This is a genomic window from Caproicibacter sp. BJN0012, from assembly GCF_035986805.1.
GTDB lineage: Bacteria > Bacillota > Clostridia > Oscillospirales > Acutalibacteraceae > Caproicibacter.
In genome coordinates this window covers 554,190-574,308 of sequence record NZ_CP142518.1, presented here as the reverse complement: position 1 = coordinate 574,308, position 20,119 = coordinate 554,190, and the positions used below count along the sequence as shown (strand labels likewise).

The following is a 20,119-nucleotide window of genomic DNA, read 5'->3' as shown; positions in this document are numbered from 1 at the left end:
TTATAATAGGGACGGATCGTGAAACAAAGGAGATCATGAATATGTTTGAACCCGCTGAAATTTGCAGCCTGTTTGATCTGTCCCATACCGCCGCGGCGCCTCTTTTGAGCACGCTGGGCTACCCGTGGGAGGCGCTGCCGAAAATCGGGGAGCTGATCCTCCAGATCGGCGGCAGCCTGTCCGCGGAAGCATACGAACGCCGGGGGGAGAACGTCTGGGTGCACCGGACCGCCGCCGTGTTCGATTCCGCCTATCTGCACGGGCCCGCGATCATCGGCCCCCGCACCGAAGTGCGCCAATGCGCATTCGTCAGGGGAAACGCGCTGGTCGGCGCCGACTGCGTCGTCGGCAACTCCACGGAGCTGAAAAACGTGATTCTGTTCGACGGCGTTCAGGTTCCGCATTATAACTATGTCGGAGACTCCATTCTGGGGTACAAGGCGCATATGGGCGCCGGGTCCATCACCTCCAATATTAAATCCGACAAAACCGACGTGTGGATCCACACGGGCAGCGAGCGGATTGAGACGGGCCTGCGCAAGATCGGCGCCATGCTGGGCGACCATGTGGAGATCGGATGCAACTCCGTTTTGAACCCCGGGACGATCGTCGGCAGGGAAACGACCGTTTATCCCCTTTCGATGGTGCGCGGATGGATTCCGCCGCACAGCATTTACAAACGGGCGGGAGAGATTGCGGAGCGGAAATGAAGCGCGGCCACCTTTTCGGTGGCCGTTTTCTTTTTGTCAATCTGCATTTTTCTCCTTGAATCCCTTCTCCCCTCCGTTTATTGTAAAAGTATTACGGTTTGGAGGGATAATGATGAACGAAAGGAAACGCGCGGCGCTGGTCGGCACCGTATGCGGGACAGGGAGGCGTTCCATGGCGGCGGCGCTGCCGGTCCTTGCCGCCGCCGGGATCGAGGTCTGTCTGGCTCCGGCCTGTTTTGAACCGTCGCCGGCGGCGGAGGACCTCAGGAGGGACCTGAGCGGGGAGCTTCCCGCCTGTGCGGATCAATGGAAGAAACTGGGATATTCGTTCGACGCCGTGATCTTCGGATTTCCCGAAACGGAAAAGCAGGCCGGCGTTTTTTCTCATTTTCTGAACGCATTCCGGGAAAAGGATAATCTGGTCCTGCTGGGATCTTCCGGGTGGAACGGAAGAGAAAACAGATCCGGGCCCGCGCCGGAAGAAACAAAGCTGGCCCGGCGGTTCTGCGCGCAGGCCGGCCTTGCGATCCTTCCGGTCGGGGACGCTGCGGCTTTGCTGGGGGAGCGGGAGCACCGGGGCCCCTGGGACCGAAAGACGGTGGAAAACGTACTGTGCGGCGTGTGTTCCCTGGGGGCGAAAAGCGCGGTCGCGACAGGGGTCTGGTTCAGCCCGGACCTGATGGGTTCCGCGGTTTATGACTCCGAAAGCGGAAACGCCAGTTATGCATTTTCACACCGCATCGGCGGAGAGTGGCCGGGTGCCGGGGACCTGTTCGGCGCCGCAATGATCGCCGGGCTGCTTCGGGGGATGCATCAAAGCGCGGCCATGCAGCTTGCCGTCGACTTTACGGCGGACTGCATCCGCAGAACAAGGGAAAGCGGAAGGGACGGCGGCTTCGGGCTGGAATTTGAAGCCTGCCTTCCCAAGCTGATGAGCCATCTTGGAGTGCTGAAGCAGTAAAAACACGGGGCCGTCCTCTGATTCCGCATCCGGGCGGCTCCCCGTTTACTTTGCGGCGGAATATCGCTATAATATTTCATGAACCGAAAGGAGGTCCTTTCTTGAATTCGATTCTATCCGCACTTGGCAGCGCAGAATCCATCCTTTTGTTTGCGGCCCGGGTCGCCGTCGCGCTGATCGGCACCGTCGTGGCGCTCCGCTGCTTTTCTTCCCTGCGGACCGGGCGCAGGCGCGAGGACCCCGTCGTTGTTCTGGAAGATATGACGACGCATGAGGTAATCCCGGTCCTGTACTGGGAAAATTCCATCGGACGCAGCCGCAGCTGCGACATCATTTTGGACGACGCGACCGTCAGCCGCGCGCACGCGGTCCTGTTCCGCCGCGAAAGCGGCTGGCTCGTAACCGATACCAATTCCAAGGCGGGCACGTTCATCAACGGGACAAAGGTCCGTCAGAACGCGTCCGTCCTCCCGGGAGACTCCATCGCGATGGGTTCCACCGCCCTGATGCTCAAACGCACCGCGGACGTCAGCGGCCTGAAGCCGTCCAAACGCCCGCGCAGGCCGGCCGCCTCCCCTTCCTCTCTGATGCGCGCGGTGACGGTCGCCCAGCTCCTTCTGGGCGGACAGGCCTGTTTTGCCGGCGCAAAGCCGGACGTTCTGCCGCTGATTCCTTTGGGGATCCTTCTGCTCCTGGAATGGGGACTTTATTTCTTTTCGATCAAGGTTCTGGGGCGGGTCAGCTTCGAGCTGGAAACCATCGCCTTTTTCAGCAGCGGCGTCGGCATTCTTCTGCTGAGCGGGACCGGCGTGAAAAACACCTGGGTCCAGCTCGCGGCGCTGGCGGCGGGGATCGTGCTGTTCTGCCTCATGATCTGGTTTTTGGGGGACCTCGACCGGGCGATGCGCTGGCGCGCCGCAATCGGCGTACTGGCCCTGCTGCTGTTCGCGGCCAATCTGGTTCTGGGCAGGGAATATAACGGCGCGAAAAACTGGATCGAGCTCGGCCCGGTCACCCTGCAGCCGTCGGAGCTGGTCAAAATCGCCTTTATCTTTGTCGGCGCCTCCACATTGGACAGGCTCCAGACCGCCCAGAACCTGACGGGATTCATCGGCTTTTCCGCCGTGTGCATGGGCGCGCTGTTCCTGATGAAGGATTTTGGCACGGCCTGCATTTTCTTCGTGACGTTTCTGATCATCGCTTTCATGCGTTCCGGCAGCCTGCGGACCATCGCGCTGATCTGCGCGGTGGCGGGCCTCGGCGCGTTTCTGATCCTGAAATTCCGGCCCTACGTCGCGCAGCGGTTCGCGGTCTGGGGGCACGTGTGGGAACACGCGGGCGACGAGGGTTACCAGCAGACCAGGGTGCTGAGCTATTCCGCTTCCGGCGGCCTGTTCGGCGTCGGGCTGGGGCGCGGCAGCCTGAAATCGGTGTTTGCCGCCCAGAGCGACCTGGTTTTCGGCATGCTCTGCGAGGAACTCGGCCTGATCCTGGCGCTGGTCGTGGTGCTGTCGATCGCGGGCCTTCTGCTCTACGCGCGCTCCGACGCGACCCGCAGCCGCTCCGCGCTTTACTCCATCTCCTCCTGCGCGGCGGCGGGCATGCTGCTGTTCCAGACCTGCCTCAACATCTTCGGCGCGACCGACGTTCTTCCCCTGACCGGGGTGACGCTCCCGTTCGTCAGCATGGGCGGCTCCAGCATGGTGTCCGTCTGGGGGCTGCTCGCGTTCATCAAGGCCGGGGATGAACGCACCTACGCGGCGAGAAGGAGGAAAAGATCATGAGGACGACCGGAACGCGTTCGTTCATTCTGTATTTCCTGTGCATCGGCTTTCTCGGCGGCCTGTGCGTGTTTCTTTACGGACTTTTTGTAAACGGAGGCAACTGGGCCGTTCAGCCGTTCAACAAGCACATTTCCGGCGAAAGCTCGGTATCCGCCGAAGGGCGGGTACTGGACCGGAACGGCACGGTCCTCGCCGAAACCTCAAACGGCAAGCGCGTCTACAACTCGGACGAAACCGTCCGCCGGGCGATGCTGCACGCGGTCGGTGACACCGTGGGCTATATTTCCACCGGCGTGCAGTACAGCTTCCGCGCGGAGCTGTCCGGCTACAATCCCGTAACGGGCCTCGCCACCCCCACCGGAAAAACGGCGGGAAGCGACATCCGCCTGACGCTTGACAGCAGCCTGTGCAGGCTGGCCCGGCAGAAGCTGGGCAGCCGGAACGGCGCGGCCGCCCTTTATAACTATAAAACCGGCGAGCTGCTCTGCATGGTCAGCACGCCGGACTACGACCCCGCGAATCCCCCGAAGGACCTGACGACCGACAAAACGGGCAAATATAACGGCGTGTTTGTGAATAAGGTCCTCTCCTCCTCCCTGACGCCCGGTTCCATTTTCAAAGTGGTGACTTCGGCCGCCGCCATCGAAAAAATTCCGGATCTGGACGAGCGCACCTGGAACTGCAGCGGCAGCGTGACCATCAACGGGAATAAGATCACCGACGTCAGGGCCTACGGGAAGCTCAGCTTCAAGAAAGCGCTCGCAAAGTCCTCCAACGTCGCGTTTTCCCAGATCGCCATTGAGCTTGGCGCGGATGAGATGACCGCCATGGCAAATAAAATGGGCTTCAACCGCTCCTTCTCTCTGGAGGGAATCCCCTCTGCCAAAAGCACTTACAGCGTAAGCGGCGCACAGCCGCAGGAACTCGGCTGGTCCGGCGTGGGGCAATTCACAGACCTCGCCAACCCTTACCATATGATGCTTCTGATGGGCGCAATCGCGAACGGCAGAACCTATACACAGCCGTATCTGATCCAGAATGTGAGCAATTCCCTCGGTATTCACACGAAGACCGGTTCGGCGCAGACGGGCGAACCGCTGGTCAGCGCCGAAACAGCTTCGAAACTGACCGCCTACCTGCGCTATAACGTCACTTCGGAATACGGCGACTCCCTGTTCCCCGGCATGAAGGTCTGTGCGAAAACCGGGACGGCGGAGGTCGGTAATGGGAAAAAACCAAACTGCTGGATGGTCGGCTTCTCCTCCGATGCAAAAACCCCGCTTGCCTTTGCGGTCGTGGTCGAAAATGAATCTTCCAGCATTGCTTCCGCCGGAAAGCTCGCCTCAGCTTTGATGCAGGCGGCGGCAAAAATTTCGTAGGCCGTTTTCCGCCGGGCTTGGGAACGTCAATCCCTTTCACGGCGAAAGGCGAAAATTGGTGCATTTCGCCCTTTCCTATCCACGCCGGTTATGCTAAAATAAGCTGTATGAAATCTGAATCAGGGATCGGATCGAAATTCAGCCGGCTGTCCGGCGGAATGGGGGAAAAAATGTCAGAAGTCATCCGTGTTTTTGTGGAAAAGCGGCCTGGATTTGACGGGGAAGCACGGCAGCTCAGGACGGATTTGATGGAAAACCTGGGGCTTACCGCCGTGGAGGACGTCAAAATTGTCAACCGTTACGACCTTTCCGGAATCAAGGGAGAAGAATACGCCGCGGCGAGGGATACGATCCTTTCGGAGCCGAACGTGGACCTCGTATATGAAGAGGAATATCCGTTGCCCGAAGGCTACGAAGCTTTCGCGATGGAATATCTGCCGGGACAGTATGACCAGAGGGCGGATTCCGCCGCCCAGTGCGTTCAGCTGCTGACACAGGGCGAGCGGCCTCAGGTTACCACTGCAAAGCTCGTTGCGGTCAAGGGTCTGCGCCACGAGGACCTGATTAAAATCGAAAATTATCTGATTAACCCGGTTGAAAGCCGCCTTGCTTCCATGAGCAAGCCGGAAACACTCGAATCCGAGGCAAAGGCGCCTGAGGATGTCGTTCGTGTGGAAGGATTCATCTCCTGGAACGAAGGGCGGCTTTTTGAGTATCATCAGTCCATGGGGTTTGCCATGAGCCGGGAAGACCTTCTGTTCTGCCGGAACTATTTCCGCGACGCCGAGAAGCGGGACCCCAGCGTGACGGAGCTGCGCGTGATCGACACCTACTGGAGCGACCACTGCCGCCACACGACGTTTCTGACCCGCCTGAATAGGATTACGGTCGAGCGTTCCGCGCTCAGCACGGCGATCGAGGATGCACTCGCGGAATACTATCACGCAAGGGACGAGGTCTACGGAAGGACCGACCGACCGGTTTCCCTGATGGACATGGCCGTCATCGGAATGAAGCTGCTGCGGAAACGCGGCCTGCTCCCCGATCTGGACGAGAGCGAGGAAATCAACGCCTGTTCGGTCGAGGTGCCTGTCACGGTGGACGGGCAGGTGCAGAAATGGCTGGTGCAGTTTAAGAACGAGACCCACAACCACCCGACGGAAATCGAACCGTTCGGCGGCGCGGCGACCTGCCTCGGCGGCGCGATCCGCGACCCGCTCTCCGGCAGGGCTTACGTCTATCAGGCCATGCGTGTCACGGGCTCCGGCGATCCGCGCGTTCCGTTCGAAAAGACGCGGAAAGGCAAGCTGCCGACGCGCAAGATCACGACCGGCGCGGCACAGGGTTACAGCTCCTACGGCAACCAGATCGGCCTGGCGACCGGTCAGGTGACGGAACTCTACGACCCCGGTTACACCGCGAAGCGCATGGAGATCGGCGCGGTAATCGGCGCTTCCCCAAAAGAAAACGTGGTGCGCGGCGTTCCGGTTCCGGGCGACGTGATCGTCCTGCTGGGCGGCGCGACCGGGCGCGACGGCTGCGGGGGAGCCACCGGTTCCTCCAAGGCGCACACGGAGCAGTCCATCGAGGTCTGCGGCGCGGAGGTGCAGAAGGGCAATCCGCCCACCGAGCGCAAAATCCAGCGCCTGTTCCGCGACCCGGCTGTCGCACGGAGGATCAAACGCTGCAACGATTTCGGCGCGGGCGGCGTCAGCGTCGCAATCGGCGAGCTGGCAGAAGGGCTCGACATCGACCTGGACAGGGTTCCGAAAAAATACGAGGGACTTGACGGAACGGAGCTTGCCATTTCCGAATCGCAGGAACGCATGGCGGTCGTGCTGGACCCCGGCGACCTGGGTGCCTTTATCGAAGCCGCGGCCCGTGAAAATCTGAGCGCGACCGCCGTCGCGGAAGTGACGGGAACCTCCCGGCTTCGCATGACATGGCGCGGCGACCGGATCGTCGATCTCGCCCGCTCGTTTCTCGACACGAACGGCGTGACCCAGAACGCCGACGCCCTGATTTCCGCCGTGGACCCGAAGGGCAACTACCGCGCTAAGGTTCCGGAATGCCTCGCGGATCTCCCGTTGGAGCAGGCGTTTGAAATCAACCTTTCCCGGCTGGAGGTCTGCGGCCAGAAAGGGCTTTCCGAGCGTTTTGACTCCAGCATCGGCGCAGAAACCGTGCTGATGCCCTTCGCCGGAACCTATCAGCTCACGCCGGAGGAAGCCATGGTGGCCGGGCTGCCGGTTTCCGGCGAAAGCGACGACGCGACCGCGATGAGCTACGGCTTCATCCCCGGCGTCTCCCGCTTCTCCCCGTTCCACGGGGCGGCCTACGCGGTGGTGGAAAGCCTGTCGAAGCTGGCGGCGGTCGGCGCAGACCCGCTCAAAGCGCGCCTGACTTTTCAGGAGTATTTTGAGCGGATGACGGACGACCCCAGGACCTGGGGCAAACCCGCCGCCGCCCTGCTCGGCGCGTTTTCCGCGCAGATCGGGCTCGGCATTCCTGCCATCGGCGGCAAGGACAGCATGAGCGGAACCTTTGAGGAGATTCACGTGCCGCCCACGCTGGTCAGCTTCGCGGTCTGCATGACGAAAAAGAGCAGAACCGTCTCGGCGGCATTCCAAAAGGCCGGTTCCCGCGTTCTGCTGCTGCCGCTGCCGGAGGACCCGGACACCCTGCTGCCCAACTGGCGGAAGCTGAAATCCTATTACGCCTCCGTGACCCGCCTGATCGGGGAAAACGGCGTGCTTTCCGCGTCGGTCGTCCGCGAGGGCGGAGCGGCGGCGGCGATTGCGCGCATGTGCTTCGGGAACAAGATCGGCTTCCGGTTTCATCCGGCGGTTCTGAATCACCGCTGCCTATTCGCACCGGCGTCCGGCGCGATTCTCGTGGAAGTGAGCGGAGAGACTCCCTTGCTGGATCAGGCTTTTCTCACGCTGGGTGACACGATCGAAGAACCGCGGGTGAAACTCGGCGAGTGTTCGCTGGACCTCGACCGGCTGATCGCCGCGTGGAACGGAACGCTGGATAACGTCTTCCCAACAGCGGCTCCGGAGGTTGAAATTCGCGATATTCCTCTGTTTAAAAGCCGGAATTCCTCCGTTCCCGCAATCAAGGCGGCGAAACCGCGCGTGTTCATTCCGGTGTTCCCCGGTACAAACTGCGAATACGACAGCGCGCGCGCGTTTGAAAGGGCCGGCGCCCTGCCGGAAGTTCTGGTGGTACGCAATCTGACGCCGAATGATATCGAGGAGACCATCCGGCGCATGTCGGAAGTGATTTCCCGCTCCCAGATCATCATGATTCCCGGCGGCTTCTCCGGGGGCGACGAGCCGGACGGCTCCGGCAAGTTCATTGCGACGGCCTTCCGCAATCCGCGCGTCGCGGAGGCTGTTGAGCAGCTGCTTACCGAAAGGGACGGCCTGATGCTCGGCATCTGCAACGGGTTCCAGGCGCTGATTAAACTGGGTCTGGTCCCGTACGGCAGAATCACGGCTCCGTCGGAACACGCGCCGACCCTGACGTTCAACAGCATCGGGCGGCATATTTCGCGCATGGTCTACACGCGCGTGACCTCCGTCAAGTCCCCGTGGTTCGCGGGGGTAAACGCGGGCGACGTGTTCGCGGTTCCGATCTCCCACGGGGAAGGGCGTTTCGTCGCGGAGGACGATGGGATGGATGCCCTGATCGCGAACGGACAGGTTGCGACCCAGTACTGCGCGCCGGACGGTGTTCCCAGCGGCTCGGCCGAATGGAGCCCGAACGGCTCGGTCAGCGCCGTGGAGGGAATCACCAGCCCGGACGGGCGCATTCTCGGCAAGATGAGCCACTCCGAGCGGATGGGCAAAAATCTCTACAAAAATGTGCCGGGCGAAAAAGATCAGAAGCTGTTCGAATCCGGCGTAAAATATTTTAAATAATACGAAGTCTGAAAGCTGGCAATCGCTATGACGGATGATATTCTGAAACGGACCTGGGCGGAAATCAGCCTGGATGCCGTCGAACATAATTACAGCGAAATCCGGAAAAGGCTGTGCAGTAAAACAAAAATCTGCTGCGTGGTCAAGGCGGACGCTTATGGCCATGGGGCCGAGCGGCTCGCAGAAGTGTACGGGAGGCTGGGTGCGGACTGGTTCGCGGTCTCCAATCTGGAGGAAGCGCGGCAGCTCCGCAGGGCGGGCGCGAAACTGCCGGTGCTGATCCTCGGCTATACGCCGCCCGAAGCGGCGGCGGAGCTTGCGCGGCTGAATATTTCCCAGGCGCTGGTCGGCGGCGAGTACGCGGCCGCGCTGAGCGGACAGGCCGTAAAAGCCGGCGTGACCGTGAAAGTGCACGTTTCGCTCGACACCGGCATGAGCCGGATCGGCTTTCTGTACCAGCAGCCGGAGCGCGATGCCGGAGCTCTGAACGAAGTCGAGCGCGCGTGCAAATTTCCCGGAATTGATCCCGAAGGGATTTTCACCCACTTTGCGGTCGCCGACGAAGGGGAAGACGGACGCGTCTACACGCAGATGCAGTACCGCAATTTTCTCGACGGGATCGGCCGGCTGGAGCAGCGCGGGATTCGGTTCCGCATCCGCCACTGCGCGAATTCCGCCGCGATCCTCGACTACCCGGAAATGCAGCTCGACATGGTTCGCCCCGGCGTGATCCTGTACGGGCTGATGCCGTCGGACCGCATCCGGAATCCCGTGCCGCTGATTCCCGCAATGCAGCTGAAGAGCGTTGTCTCCCTGGTCAAGACGATCCCCGCGCAAACCTCGGTCAGCTACGGGAGGAAGTTTACCTCAAGTGAAGAAACGAAAGTTGCAACGGTGCCGGTCGGATACGCGGACGGATACCCCAGGGTCCTGTCTCAGTCGGCGGAGATGCTGGTGAGCGGGCGGCGGGCGAAGATCATCGGCCGGGTCTGCATGGACCAGCTGATGCTGGATGTGACGAACATTCCGGGCGTGCGGGCCGGGGATGAAGTCACCGTCTTCGGCCGCGACGGCGAAGTCGCTCTCCCCGTGGACGAGCTGGCCGCGCAGGTTGGAACGATCAACTATGAGCTGGTGTGCGGCGTGTCCAAACGGGTGCCTCGCGTTTACCGGCAGAACGGCGAAACGGTGGGAAACCTCGATTACCTCAGGCGATAACGGCCGCTCCGCCGGAATGGGAGGGATTTCATGCAGCGAAACAGAGCATTGATGGTTTTGGCGTGGGCATTTTCGGCGGCCGCGGTCGCCGCGGCGATTCACAACGCCGTCACGGGAACAGGCGCCAGGGAGTGTGCCGAGCTGCTCACCGCCTCCCTGATCCTTCAGTTCTTCTACGTCAGGAGCCTAAAACAAAACAAATATTGAGGAATCCCCCCGTCCGGACGCCGGACGGGGGGATTCCTGATTTCGGATGATCCGGCTTCTACTGAAGGAAGCCGACTTTTTTCATCGCCTTGCGCAGGGTTCTGCGGGCGATCGCCTCCGCTTTCCGCGCTCCTTCGGAATAACATTGTTCCAGGTAATCCCTGTTCTTGATGTATTCGTCGAATTTCTCGCGAATGGGCCTCAAATGCTCCACGACCGCTTCGCCGACCGCCGTTTTAAAGTCGCCGTAGCCCCTGCCGGCAAATTCCGCCTCGATCTGCCCGTCGTTCTTCCCCGTCACGCAGGAGTAAATGCCCATCAGGTTGTTGACTCCGTCTTTTCCGGGCGCGCGGCGCACGCAGGCCTCGCTGTCGGTCACGGCGCGCTTGAACTTGCGCACGATATCCTCAGGCCTGTCGAGAACCGCGATGGAGGCGTTGACGTTTTCATCGGATTTGCTCATTTTGCGGGTCGGGTCCTGAAGGGACATGATCTTCGCGCCCGTTTCCGGAATATACCCGTCCGGCAGCTTGAACGTCTGGCCGTACAGGCCGTTGAAGCGTTCCGCAATATTGCGGGTCAGCTCGATGTGCTGTTTCTGGTCGACTCCGACCGGGACCAGGTCCGCCTGGTAGAGGAGGATATCGGCGGCCATCAGGCTCGGATAAGTGAACAGGCCGGCATTGACGTTGTCCGGGTGTTTCTGCGATTTATCCTTGAACTGCGTCATGCGCTGCAGCTCGCCGAACTGGGTGTAGCAGTTCAGGACCCACGCAAGCTGCGCATGCTCCGGCACTTGGCTCTGAATAAAAAACGGGCTTTTCTGCGGGTCGATGCCGCAGGCGAGCAGCAGCGCGTAGGCCTCCAGCGTGTTGCGGCGGAATTTGGCCGGCTCCTGCCGCACCGTGATGGTGTGCAGGTCGGCCAGCGCGTAAATGCAGTCGTATTCGTCCTGCAGCTCAATCCAGTTTTTCAGCGCGCCGAGGTAATTGCCGAGCGTGATGGTGCCGCTCGGCTGGATCGCGCTGAAGATTATTTTTTTTGCGGTTTCGGTCTTTTCCGGTTCCATGTAAACTGACGCCTCCATAGATTGATGCTTTCAGCGGATCATGTCGTCTGCGACTTCCCCCAAAAGCTGAATGCCGCGCACGAGGTTCTCGTCGGTCGGCGTGGTGTAATTGATGCGGAACGACCGGCACGGCTGCGATTCGTCCGTCAGGAAGGAATTGCCGGGGACGACGCACACCTTGTGCTCGATCGCGCGTTTGACAAACTCCAGCATATCGGTCCCTTCCGGAAGGGTGCACCAGAAAAACAGGCCGCCCTCGATCGGCAGATAGGTGATTTTCGGAAGGAGCCAGCGGTTCATCGCGTCGACGGCAACCTTCGATTTCTTGCGGTAAACCTCTTTCAGACGCAGCAGGTGCGCGTCGAAATCGTATTTCGTCATCAGCTCATGGCAGAGGATCTGCGCCCAGTTGTTGGTGTGGACGTCCTCCCCCTGCTTGCAGACGATCATCTTTTGAAGGATCGGCTTCGGCCCGACGGCGTACCCGACGCGGATGCCCGGAGCCACGACCTTGGAGAAGGTCCCCGCGTAAAGGACGATGCCCTCCGTGTCGAAGGATTTGATGGCGGGAACGTCCTCTCCCGAAAAGCGCAGGTCGCCGTAAGGGTTGTCTTCCAGGATCATCACGCCGTATTTTTTGGCCAGCTCATAAATCCCATGGCGCTTTTCAAGGCTCATGGTCGCGCCGGTCGGGTTCTGAAAATTCGGAATGGTGTAAATGAATTTTACCCGCTTTTCTTCCTTTAATGCCTGTTCCAGCCCATTGAGGCTCATGCCGTCCGGCTCCATCGGCACGCCGCGCAGCACCGCGCGGTAGGAGCGGTAGGTGTTCAGCGCGCCGATAAAGCTCGGAGCCTCGCACAGGACGGTGTCCCCTTCGTCCACAATGGACTTCGTGAACAGGTCCATGATCTGCTGCGCGCCGCTCGTGATGATCAGGTCGTCGCCCTCCGCGCCGATTCCCAGCTTTTCCTTCAGATACTTCCTCAGATGATCCCGCAGCGGCGTGTAGCCTTCCGTCGTCCCGTACTGGAGGGCGTCGATCGGGCGTTGGGCCAGAAGCTCCGCGGAAATCTCCGAAATTTCCCGGGTCGGAAACGCCTCCGGCGCGGGATTCCCCGCGGAGAGCGAAATGACCCGCGGGTCCGACGCATATTTGAAAATTTCCCGGATTGCCGACGGCCTGAGTTCCAGCACGCGCCTGGAAAATTGGTATTCCATGATGATCGACCTTTCCCTGAGTTATTTTATTCCCTATTTTATCACAGTTTCCATTTGGTTGCCATAAAAATCCCAATAAATGAAAATTTGTTCTGTTATGATCCATTTCGCCATTATTCTACATCATGTTATGACAAGATGATCTAAATACAAATCGTATAATAGACTCAGGTCAATTTAGGGACAAGTTGTTCCAATAAACGATGGCGGTGATCATACCATGGCAAAAGAAAACATTCGCCGGGTCCGTCTCTCCACGGCGGCGGCGGCTCCGGCCAGGACGGCCGCGCGGCACCTCGCGGCCTTCACGGCGGGACTGCTTCTCGCACGGGGGACCGTTTTCGGGCAGTACGCGCCCTTCGGCGTCGCGGCGGCGGCGGCGATGCCCTATTCGGTCCTGTGGAGCGTGATCCTCGGCAGCGCCGCAGGGTATCTGCTCCCTTCCGCGGTCACGGTTCCCGTGCACTATCTGGCCGCGCTGCTGGCCGCCGCGGCAATCCGGTGGACGCTGAACGACCTTGTGCGGCTCCGTTCGCATCCCGCGTTCGCGCCCGTGGTCTCGTCCTTGCCGGTGCTGGCGACCGGCATGTCCGTCGCGCTGGTCAACGGTTCCGGCGCGGCGACGGCCGCCATGTATGTGGCGGAGGCCATGCTGGCCGGGGCCGCGGCCTATTTCCTCAGCCGGTCGGTTGCCGCCTGGGAATCCGGCCGCAGCCCCGGTGAGTGGAGCTCTCAGGAAATCACGTGCGCCGCGTTCTCGGCAGGGCTTCTCATCCTTTCCCTGTCCGGGCTGACCGTCGGCGGGATTTCCGCGGGCCGGGTCCTTGCCGTACTGGCGATTCTGTTCGCGGCAAGGTACGGCGGGATCAGCGGCGGCAGCGTCGCCGGAGTGGCGGCTGGAATCGCGTTCAGCCTCTCCACCACGGGCCTGAACTACCTTTCCGGCGCCTACGCGCTGGGGGGCCTGATGGCGGGGCTGTTCTCCCCCGTGGGGCGCCTCGCCTCCGCCTGCGCGTTTGTGGCGGCGAACACGGTCGCCTCGCTTCAGGTCGGGAACCAGTCCGCCGTCGTGAACGGGCTTTACGAGGTGATGGCTGCGACGGTGATCTACATGCTGCTGCCCGCGAAAACCGGCAGCGGCCTGGTGGGAATCTTTTCGCGCAGCGACGACACGCCCCGGACGGAGGGCCTTCGCCGGTCGGTGATCATGAAGCTGGATTTCGCGGCGAAAGCCCTCGGAAGCGTTTCGGAATCCGTCGAGGAAGTCTCCAAAAAGCTGCAGGTCGCCTGTTCTCCCGATGTCAGCAGCGTTTACCACAGGGCCGTGGACGAGGTATGTCGGACCTGCGGCCTGAACGCCTACTGCTGGGACCGGAATTTCACCGACAGCATGAACGCTTTTAACGATCTGACGGACAAGCTCAGGGAGAAGAGACAGATCCAGCGGGAAGATTTCGCCGCGCCGTTCGCCTCCCACTGCAGCCGCCTGAATCTGATGACGGATGCCGTAAACCGCAATTACGGCGAATTCGTGGTCCGGGCGGCGGCGGAGGCGCGGGCCCAGCAGGTCCGCGACGTGGTCGCGGTCCAGTTCGAGACGACCAGCAGCATGCTGGAGGAAATGGCTTCGGAGCTTGAGCTTTACGACAAATTTGACTACACGGCGGCGCAAAAGGTGGAGGAGACGCTCCGCCTCGCCGGGATCCAGCCGTTCGACGTGAGCTGCCGGACGGACCGGTTCGGGCGCATGTCCGTCGAGATCGTCTCGGGGCCGGTGGACGGCGCGCGCCTGAACAAGGCCGAGCTGACCGCGGAAATTTCCCGCACCTGCACCCGCACGTTCCAGCCGCCGTGCGTGACCTCCGCGGGCGGAAAGTGCCGGATCCAGATGTCGGAGCTCCCCTCCTACCGCGTCAAGTCCGGCTGCGCCCAGCACGTCTGCGGAAACGGAAAACTCTGCGGCGACAGCTTTGAAACATTTTCCGACGGCAACGGCCGCCAGATCGCCATCCTGAGCGACGGGATGGGGACGGGCGGCCGGGCGGCCGTGGACGGCGCGATGGCCTGCGGCATCATGACGCGCCTGATCAAGGCGGGAATCGGGTTCGACGCGGCGCTGAAGATCGTGAACTCGGCGCTTCTGGTTAAGTCCGGCGACGAATCCCTCGCCACCATGGACATCGCCGCGGTCGACCTGTTCAGCGGGAGCGTCGACCTGTTCAAGGCCGGGGCGCCGTCCGCGATCCTGCGGCAGAACGGGCACGCGGTGGTGATCGACACCCCAAGCCTGCCGGTCGGGATCCTGAACGAAACCCGGTTTGCAAAATCCGCCGAGACCCTGTCTGAAGGCGACCTTCTCATTCTGATGACCGACGGCGCCCTTTCCTCCGGGACGGAGTGGATCTGCCGGGAAACGGAACAGTGGAACGGCCGCCTGCCGCAGGAGCTGGCGGAAACGATCGTTTCAAAGGCGATTTCAAACCGTTCCGACGGGCACGACGACGACATCACGGTGCTGGTCCAGATGCTGGCAAAATCGGCATGACCGCACGCAGGGAAAAAGGGGGCCGGGCGCGAACGCGCCCGGCCCCCCTTTTCCGCGCAAAATATAAATCGGGATTTTTCCTTGACTTCACGGCGAAAAGAGGTATAATTTGGCTGTAAGGCACAATAAGTGCAGCGCAGGGGAAGGTGCACCACCACCCGCCTCCTGCGCACGGAGAAACACCCTCCATACGCAACTGAATCATCAGCACGCTGCGTATCCCATTATACCTCTGCTTTGTCGTTTTGTACAGGGGGAAAAGTGCGGTCCGCGTGCGTTCGACAGCGTTGTATATGGATGAAGAATCCGTGTACGGCGTTTTTTTGTGCCTTGCGGCCGCCGGGGCGGAGCGGGAGTCGCCACCATCCTCTCCCCGTTTCGCCCCGGGCGGTTTTTTGATCCGACCGGGGAAACAGTTCTCCGGGAATGGAAAAACCGGGCTATGAAAGATCACCAACTTGTTCTTGCTATGCAAAATGAAATTCATGCGATTCTCATCAAAATCAGGAAAATTTCCGAAACCCGTTGACAAAGGTTCAAATCAGCGTATTCTTGTATTAAGGTATTAATACAAGAATGGTTGCTTTTTATTTTTGACCAACCTGTTAATAAATTGTAAATTCATTTTTTCAATGGGCTGTTTCTGATTGACACACAAAAAATAAGAGGTATATTTAGTTTATATGATTAACCTTATTGTAAGATAGAAATTCGGCACGATCGGAAAGGAGTAAAATGATGAAAAAAGAAATAGCCCTTCTGCTGACGCTCCTCTTGTCGGCGGGCATTTCGGTTCCCGCCTACGCCGCGGAAGACACGGCGCAGGATTCCGGCCAGAAGCAGGCGGTGGTGGTCTCGCTCGACAGCATCGAGGACATCATGACGACCTACAATCTGGATCTGCAAACTTACAAAAATAGCCTGAAGGCTGCAAAAGACAACAAGGAAGAGCAGGAGGATGACGGCGGAGACGAGGAGTATTTAGACGATCAGTACGACATCGCCCTGTCCCAGTACAGCGAGAACGTCAGCAACGCGGTGCTGAGCGCGCAGAACAGCTATCTCGCCTACTGCGCGGATTACGACCAGTACTCTTCGGCGCAGACGGCCGCGGTCAACGCGGAAAAGGCGTACAATGTGGCGCTCTCCTCCCTTTCGGCCGGATTTGTGGCCCAGAACGAATGCGACGGCCTGAAGGACACGTATCTTCAGACCCAGAACACCCTCGTTCAGCTAGACCGCCAGATCGACCGGGACCGGACGGCCCTGCGCACGCTTCTGAACCTGCCGGACGACGTCAATATGACCGTCAAGCCGGTCGCAAATGACAGCCTCGATCTCAGCGGCATCCCGAATATCAATTACGACGCGGATCTGATTGTCATGATGGGGCTCAACTCCAAAATCAGACAGGCGAATCTAAATTATGATGCTTTAGATCGGAAATATGGATACTCCAGTACCGGAATGAGCGAACACGACGTGGAAAACGCCAAAATCGCGGCGGAGCAGACCAAGGAATCCGAGAAGGCGGCGTTTAAAAAGCTGTACGATTCGCTCAACAGCGCCTACACGGTTTATCAGCAGGACCTTGACAAGGTGCAGCGGGCGCAGCAGGCGCTGGATACGGAAAAGAAAGCGTTTGCGGCCGGCTACTCCAGCCAGCAGTCGGTCAACGCAAAGACCAGCGATCTGAACACCTTGCAGAGCACGCTGGCCACCGACCGGAATACCCTGTATACCTCTTACCTGAGCTATACCAACATGAAAAAAGGATTCTCGACAGGGAGCTGAACCAATGAAGCGGAAAAAGTTTAAATTTACTAAAAAAGTAGCTGTGATCCTGGCGGTCGCGGTGCTGGTCCTGGCTTTCGGGGCATATTCCTTTTCCCTGCGCGCCAAGACGAAGGACATACATACCAATATCACAACCACAAAGCTCGAAAAAACAACCCTCCAGGACACGGTCGCCGTGTCCGGCACGGTCCACAGCGACGATTCCAGCAATGTTTACACGACCCTGACATATCCGGTCAAGACCATCAGCGCGGATGTCGGCGACAAGGTGAAAAAGGGCGATGTGCTGGCGGTGCTGGACACAGCCACGCTGGAGCAGGATATCGAGCAGCAGCAGTACACCGCGGCGGATTCCGACAAAAGCGCGGCGGTGGCCCTGGCCCAGGCCAAGAGGGCGTACGACAACGCCCTCTACCTGAACAACAACGGGCTGAACAGCGATGTGGTCGCGGCCGAGGCCGCGCTGAAAACCGCCGGGGACACATACAATTACAAGAAGCTGCTGTATGAAAACGGGCAGGCGTCCAAGTCGGAGCTGAACCAGGCGCAGAGCGATTACGAAAAGGCGCAGAAATCCCTGACGCTCGCGCAGAACCAGGCGGATCAGAATCTGAAAAACGCGAAGGACTCCTACGACAGCGCGGTCAGCAAAGCGGACGACAAAAGCGCCGACATAGGCCTCGAAAAACTGAAAAAGAACCTTGAGGATTCCGTCATCACCGCCCCGGCGGACGGCACCGTCACCGCAAAAAGCGCGGCGGTGGGCGCCGTTCCGACTGGAGTGATGTTCACCATCGCGAATACGGATAATCTGATTGTCGACATGGAGATCAAAGAGATGGACGCGCCCTCGGTGAAAGCGGGAAATCCCGTGACGGTCCAGACCGACGCCACGGGCGACGCGAAGATCAAGGGGACCGTCGCCTCCATCGCACCGGCGGCCACCTCTTCGACGGAAGGGACCGGGAACGTCACCTACGCCGCGAAGGTAAAGATCAACGACAAGAATTCTTCCCTGCGCATCGGCATGAAGGCCCGCATGGACATCGTTGTTCAGGAGAGGAGAGATATTTTCGTCGTTCCCTATGATACACTGCTGCAAAAGGGCGGCGGCAGCGTCATTATGGTGGCGGAGAAGGCCGGAACGCTTTACAAGGCGAAAGAGGTTCCCGTCACAACGGGCCTTGAGACCGATGTTTCCATCGAGATTTCCGGCTCCGGGCTGAAAGACGGGCTGCTGGTCATCGGCAACCCGGACGGCATCAGTTCCGGGGACACGGTTCAGCTGGCCGGGGAGGCCAAGGAATGAGCCGTACAATCATCCGGATGGATTCCATTGTGAAAAACTACTATATCGGAACGCCGAACGAGCTGCACATCCTCAAGAATATTTCGCTGGAAGTGGAAGAAGGGGATTTCGTCTCCATCGTCGGCGCCTCCGGTTCCGGCAAAAGCACTCTGATGAACATGATCGGTGTGCTGGACCGCCCGACCTCCGGCGAATATGTTCTGGACGGCATCCCCATCCGGCAGATGAGCGACAACCAGCTTTCCGACGTGCGCAACAAAAAGATCGGGTTTGTCTTTCAGACCTTTAACCTGATCCCGCGCAACAACGCGCTGAAAAACGTGGAGCTGCCGATGCTTTACGCGGGCCTGGAGCGCAGAAAGCGCATCGATCGGGCCAAGGAGCTTCTGGCGCTGGTCGGCATGGGGGACCGCATGGACCATCAGCCGAACGAGCTTTCCGGCGGGCAGAAGCAGAGAGTCGCCATTGCCCGCGCGCTGGCGAACGACCCGGCCATCCTGCTCGCGGACGAACCGACGGGCGCGCTGGACTCCACGACCGGGCGTCTGGTGATGGACCTGTTCCACAAAGTGCATGACAAGGACGGAAAAACGATCGTCCTGATTACGCATAACCCGGAGCTGGCGGAAGAGACCAACCGGGTCGTGACGCTGCACGACGGCATGATCGTGGACGACAGGCCCGGTTCCGGAAAGGCGGCGGGATAACATGTTTCTGAAAGAAAACATCGTCCTCGCGATCGCGGGACTGAAATCGAATAAAATGCGCGCTTTCCTGACGATGCTCGGCATCATCATCGGCATCGGCTCCGTCATTGCGATCGTCTCCATCGGCGACGCCGTGACCAACAATGTTTCCGACACCATGGCGGGCCTGGGCGCGAACAATATCTACGTCTATGTCGCGCCGAACGACAACGACAGCATCTACGGCCAGATGAGCGGCTCCGGCTCGTCGGACAAAATCGACGACAGCGATCTTCTGACCATGGACCAGATCAACCAGGTTCAGAAGAAATTCTCCAATGAAATCAGCGAGATCGCGGTGTACGACACCGGCGTCGGCGCCGGAAAGGTGCAGGACGGCCATCAGTACGCAAACGTCACCGTCTATGGCGTCAATCCCGGATTCGGCACGGTCGAGAACGTCGACGTCCAGAAGGGGAGATTCCTGCAGGACCGCGACATCGACGGAAGCCGCAGGGTCGCGGTGGTTTCCGACAAGCTGGCCTCCAACATGTTCGGAAGCGGCACCGACCCGCTTGGAAAGAAAATCAACGTCGATACGGACAACGGCGTGGACTCCTACACGATCGTGGGCGTTTACAAATACGTCCAGCAGGGCATGGGCGGCATGGGCGTCGCCGATAAGGACATCCGCACAACGATGTATATCCCCGTGACCGTGGCCAAGGAGACGTCGGAAAACCAGAACTACTCCGATTTTGAGATCAAGCTGAAAAACGTCAACGACACCCACGCGTTTACGGACCGGATCAAGACTTACATGCAGCATCTGTACGCCAACAATTCCAAGTACACCTGCACGGCCTACAATATGGAGAACATGCTTTCCTCCGTCACCTCCATGATGAACACCATCTCCATCGCCATTGCGGCGATCGCGGCGATCGCGCTGGTCGTCGGCGGCATCGGCGTCATGAACATCATGCTTGTCTCCGTAACCGAACGCACAAGGGAAATCGGGACGCGCAAGGCGCTCGGCGCGCGCAGCAGCTACATCCGGATGCAGTTCATCACCGAATCGGTCATCATCTGCGTCATCGGGGGAATCATCGGTATCATTACGGGAATCGGACTGGCAGCGGTCGGGGTCGCGCTGCTGAAAATGAAGCTGGTGATTTCCATCCCGATCATTTTCATCAGCGTCGGGTTCTCCATGCTGATCGGCGTTTTCTTCGGGTATTATCCGGCAAAGAAAGCCAGTCAGCTCGACCCGATCGAGGCTCTGCGCTACGAATAGGGCATCACCT

Annotated in this window: 14 protein-coding genes; 12 read left to right on the top strand and 2 right to left on the bottom strand. The window is 59.8% G+C overall.

The genetic code is table 11. The features are described 5' to 3' along the window. The first annotated feature begins 41 nt into the window (after positions 1–41). The 7 genes from VA597_RS02840 to VA597_RS02810 all read left to right on the top strand — a co-directional run bounded on the left by VA597_RS02840 (position 42) and on the right by VA597_RS02810 (position 10,185). Entirely contained in the window at positions 42–710 is a 669-nt protein-coding gene (locus tag VA597_RS02840) for an acyltransferase (RefSeq protein ID WP_326975090.1), read from the top strand. Positions 711–819: 109 nt separating this feature from the next. Next, entirely contained in the window at positions 820–1,671 is an 852-nt protein-coding gene (locus VA597_RS02835; RefSeq protein ID WP_326975089.1) for a hypothetical protein, read from the top strand. 101 nt (positions 1,672–1,772) lie between these two features. Beyond that, a complete protein-coding gene (locus VA597_RS02830) occupies positions 1,773–3,455 on the top strand; it encodes an FtsW/RodA/SpoVE family cell cycle protein (RefSeq protein ID WP_326975088.1) in 1,683 nt (560 codons plus the stop codon). Further along, entirely contained in the window at positions 3,452–4,834 is a 1,383-nt protein-coding gene (locus VA597_RS02825) for a penicillin-binding transpeptidase domain-containing protein (protein ID WP_326975087.1), read from the top strand. Before VA597_RS02830 ends, VA597_RS02825 begins: the two co-directional genes overlap by 4 nt. Before the next feature lie 158 nt (positions 4,835–4,992). Then, complete coding sequence (locus tag VA597_RS02820; protein ID WP_326975649.1) at positions 4,993–8,760, top strand: phosphoribosylformylglycinamidine synthase; 3,768 nt, start codon at positions 4,993–4,995, stop codon at positions 8,758–8,760. Positions 8,761–8,787: 27 nt separating this feature from the next. After that, entirely contained in the window at positions 8,788–9,978 is a 1,191-nt protein-coding gene (gene alr / locus VA597_RS02815) for an alanine racemase (RefSeq protein ID WP_326975086.1), read from the top strand. Positions 9,979–10,008: 30 nt separating this feature from the next. Then, positions 10,009–10,185 (top strand): hypothetical protein, encoded by a 177-nt coding sequence (locus tag VA597_RS02810; RefSeq protein WP_326975085.1) that lies wholly within the window; start codon positions 10,009–10,011, stop codon positions 10,183–10,185. Between the two features lie 58 nt (positions 10,186–10,243). Here the strand turns inward: VA597_RS02810 and trpS are convergent, their stop codons facing one another. Beyond that, positions 10,244–11,254: a tryptophan--tRNA ligase gene (gene trpS / locus VA597_RS02805; RefSeq protein ID WP_128741554.1), complete on the bottom strand. Its 1,011-nt coding sequence runs from the start codon at positions 11,252–11,254 to the stop codon at positions 10,244–10,246. Between the two features lie 30 nt (positions 11,255–11,284). Beyond that, positions 11,285–12,475: an aminotransferase-like domain-containing protein gene (locus VA597_RS02800; protein WP_128741553.1), complete on the bottom strand. Its 1,191-nt coding sequence runs from the start codon at positions 12,473–12,475 to the stop codon at positions 11,285–11,287. A gap of 220 nt (positions 12,476–12,695) precedes the next feature. Here VA597_RS02800 and VA597_RS02795 point away from each other — a divergent pair, with 220 nt between their 5' ends. The 5 genes from VA597_RS02795 to VA597_RS02775 all read left to right on the top strand — a co-directional run bounded on the left by VA597_RS02795 (position 12,696) and on the right by VA597_RS02775 (position 20,109). After that, entirely contained in the window at positions 12,696–15,020 is a 2,325-nt protein-coding gene (locus VA597_RS02795; RefSeq protein ID WP_128741552.1) for a SpoIIE family protein phosphatase, read from the top strand. Positions 15,021–15,755: 735 nt separating this feature from the next. Then, the gene (locus tag VA597_RS02790) at positions 15,756–16,814 is read left to right on the top strand and encodes a hypothetical protein (RefSeq protein ID WP_128741551.1); all 1,059 of its coding nucleotides are present in this window, start codon (positions 15,756–15,758) and stop codon (positions 16,812–16,814) included. A gap of 4 nt (positions 16,815–16,818) precedes the next feature. Further along, entirely contained in the window at positions 16,819–18,126 is a 1,308-nt protein-coding gene (locus VA597_RS02785) for an efflux RND transporter periplasmic adaptor subunit (protein WP_326975084.1), read from the top strand. Next, the gene (locus tag VA597_RS02780) at positions 18,123–18,833 is read left to right on the top strand and encodes an ABC transporter ATP-binding protein (protein ID WP_128741549.1); all 711 of its coding nucleotides are present in this window, start codon (positions 18,123–18,125) and stop codon (positions 18,831–18,833) included. Before VA597_RS02785 ends, VA597_RS02780 begins: the two co-directional genes overlap by 4 nt. A gap of 1 nt (position 18,834) precedes the next feature. After that, on the top strand, positions 18,835–20,109 hold the full coding sequence (locus VA597_RS02775) for an ABC transporter permease (RefSeq protein WP_326975083.1): 1,275 nt from the start codon (positions 18,835–18,837) through the stop codon (positions 20,107–20,109). Positions 20,110–20,119: the final 10 nt, after the last annotated feature.

Coding starts and splice junctions, on each gene's coding strand:
- VA597_RS02840 (WP_326975090.1), top strand. CDS start 42: ATGTTTGAACCCGCTGAAATTTGCAGCCTGTTTGATCTGTCCCATACC.
- VA597_RS02835 (WP_326975089.1), top strand. CDS start 820: ATGATGAACGAAAGGAAACGCGCGGCGCTGGTCGGCACCGTATGCGGG.
- VA597_RS02825 (WP_326975087.1), top strand. CDS start 3,452: ATGAGGACGACCGGAACGCGTTCGTTCATTCTGTATTTCCTGTGCATC.
- VA597_RS02820 (WP_326975649.1), top strand. CDS start 4,993: ATGGGGGAAAAAATGTCAGAAGTCATCCGTGTTTTTGTGGAAAAGCGG.
- alr (WP_326975086.1), top strand. CDS start 8,788: ATGACGGATGATATTCTGAAACGGACCTGGGCGGAAATCAGCCTGGAT.
- VA597_RS02810 (WP_326975085.1), top strand. CDS start 10,009: ATGCAGCGAAACAGAGCATTGATGGTTTTGGCGTGGGCATTTTCGGCG.
- trpS (WP_128741554.1), bottom strand. CDS start 11,254: ATGGAACCGGAAAAGACCGAAACCGCAAAAAAAATAATCTTCAGCGCG.
- VA597_RS02800 (WP_128741553.1), bottom strand. CDS start 12,475: ATGGAATACCAATTTTCCAGGCGCGTGCTGGAACTCAGGCCGTCGGCA.
- VA597_RS02795 (WP_128741552.1), top strand. CDS start 12,696: ATGGCAAAAGAAAACATTCGCCGGGTCCGTCTCTCCACGGCGGCGGCG.
- VA597_RS02790 (WP_128741551.1), top strand. CDS start 15,756: ATGATGAAAAAAGAAATAGCCCTTCTGCTGACGCTCCTCTTGTCGGCG.
- VA597_RS02785 (WP_326975084.1), top strand. CDS start 16,819: ATGAAGCGGAAAAAGTTTAAATTTACTAAAAAAGTAGCTGTGATCCTG.
- VA597_RS02780 (WP_128741549.1), top strand. CDS start 18,123: ATGAGCCGTACAATCATCCGGATGGATTCCATTGTGAAAAACTACTAT.
- VA597_RS02775 (WP_326975083.1), top strand. CDS start 18,835: ATGTTTCTGAAAGAAAACATCGTCCTCGCGATCGCGGGACTGAAATCG.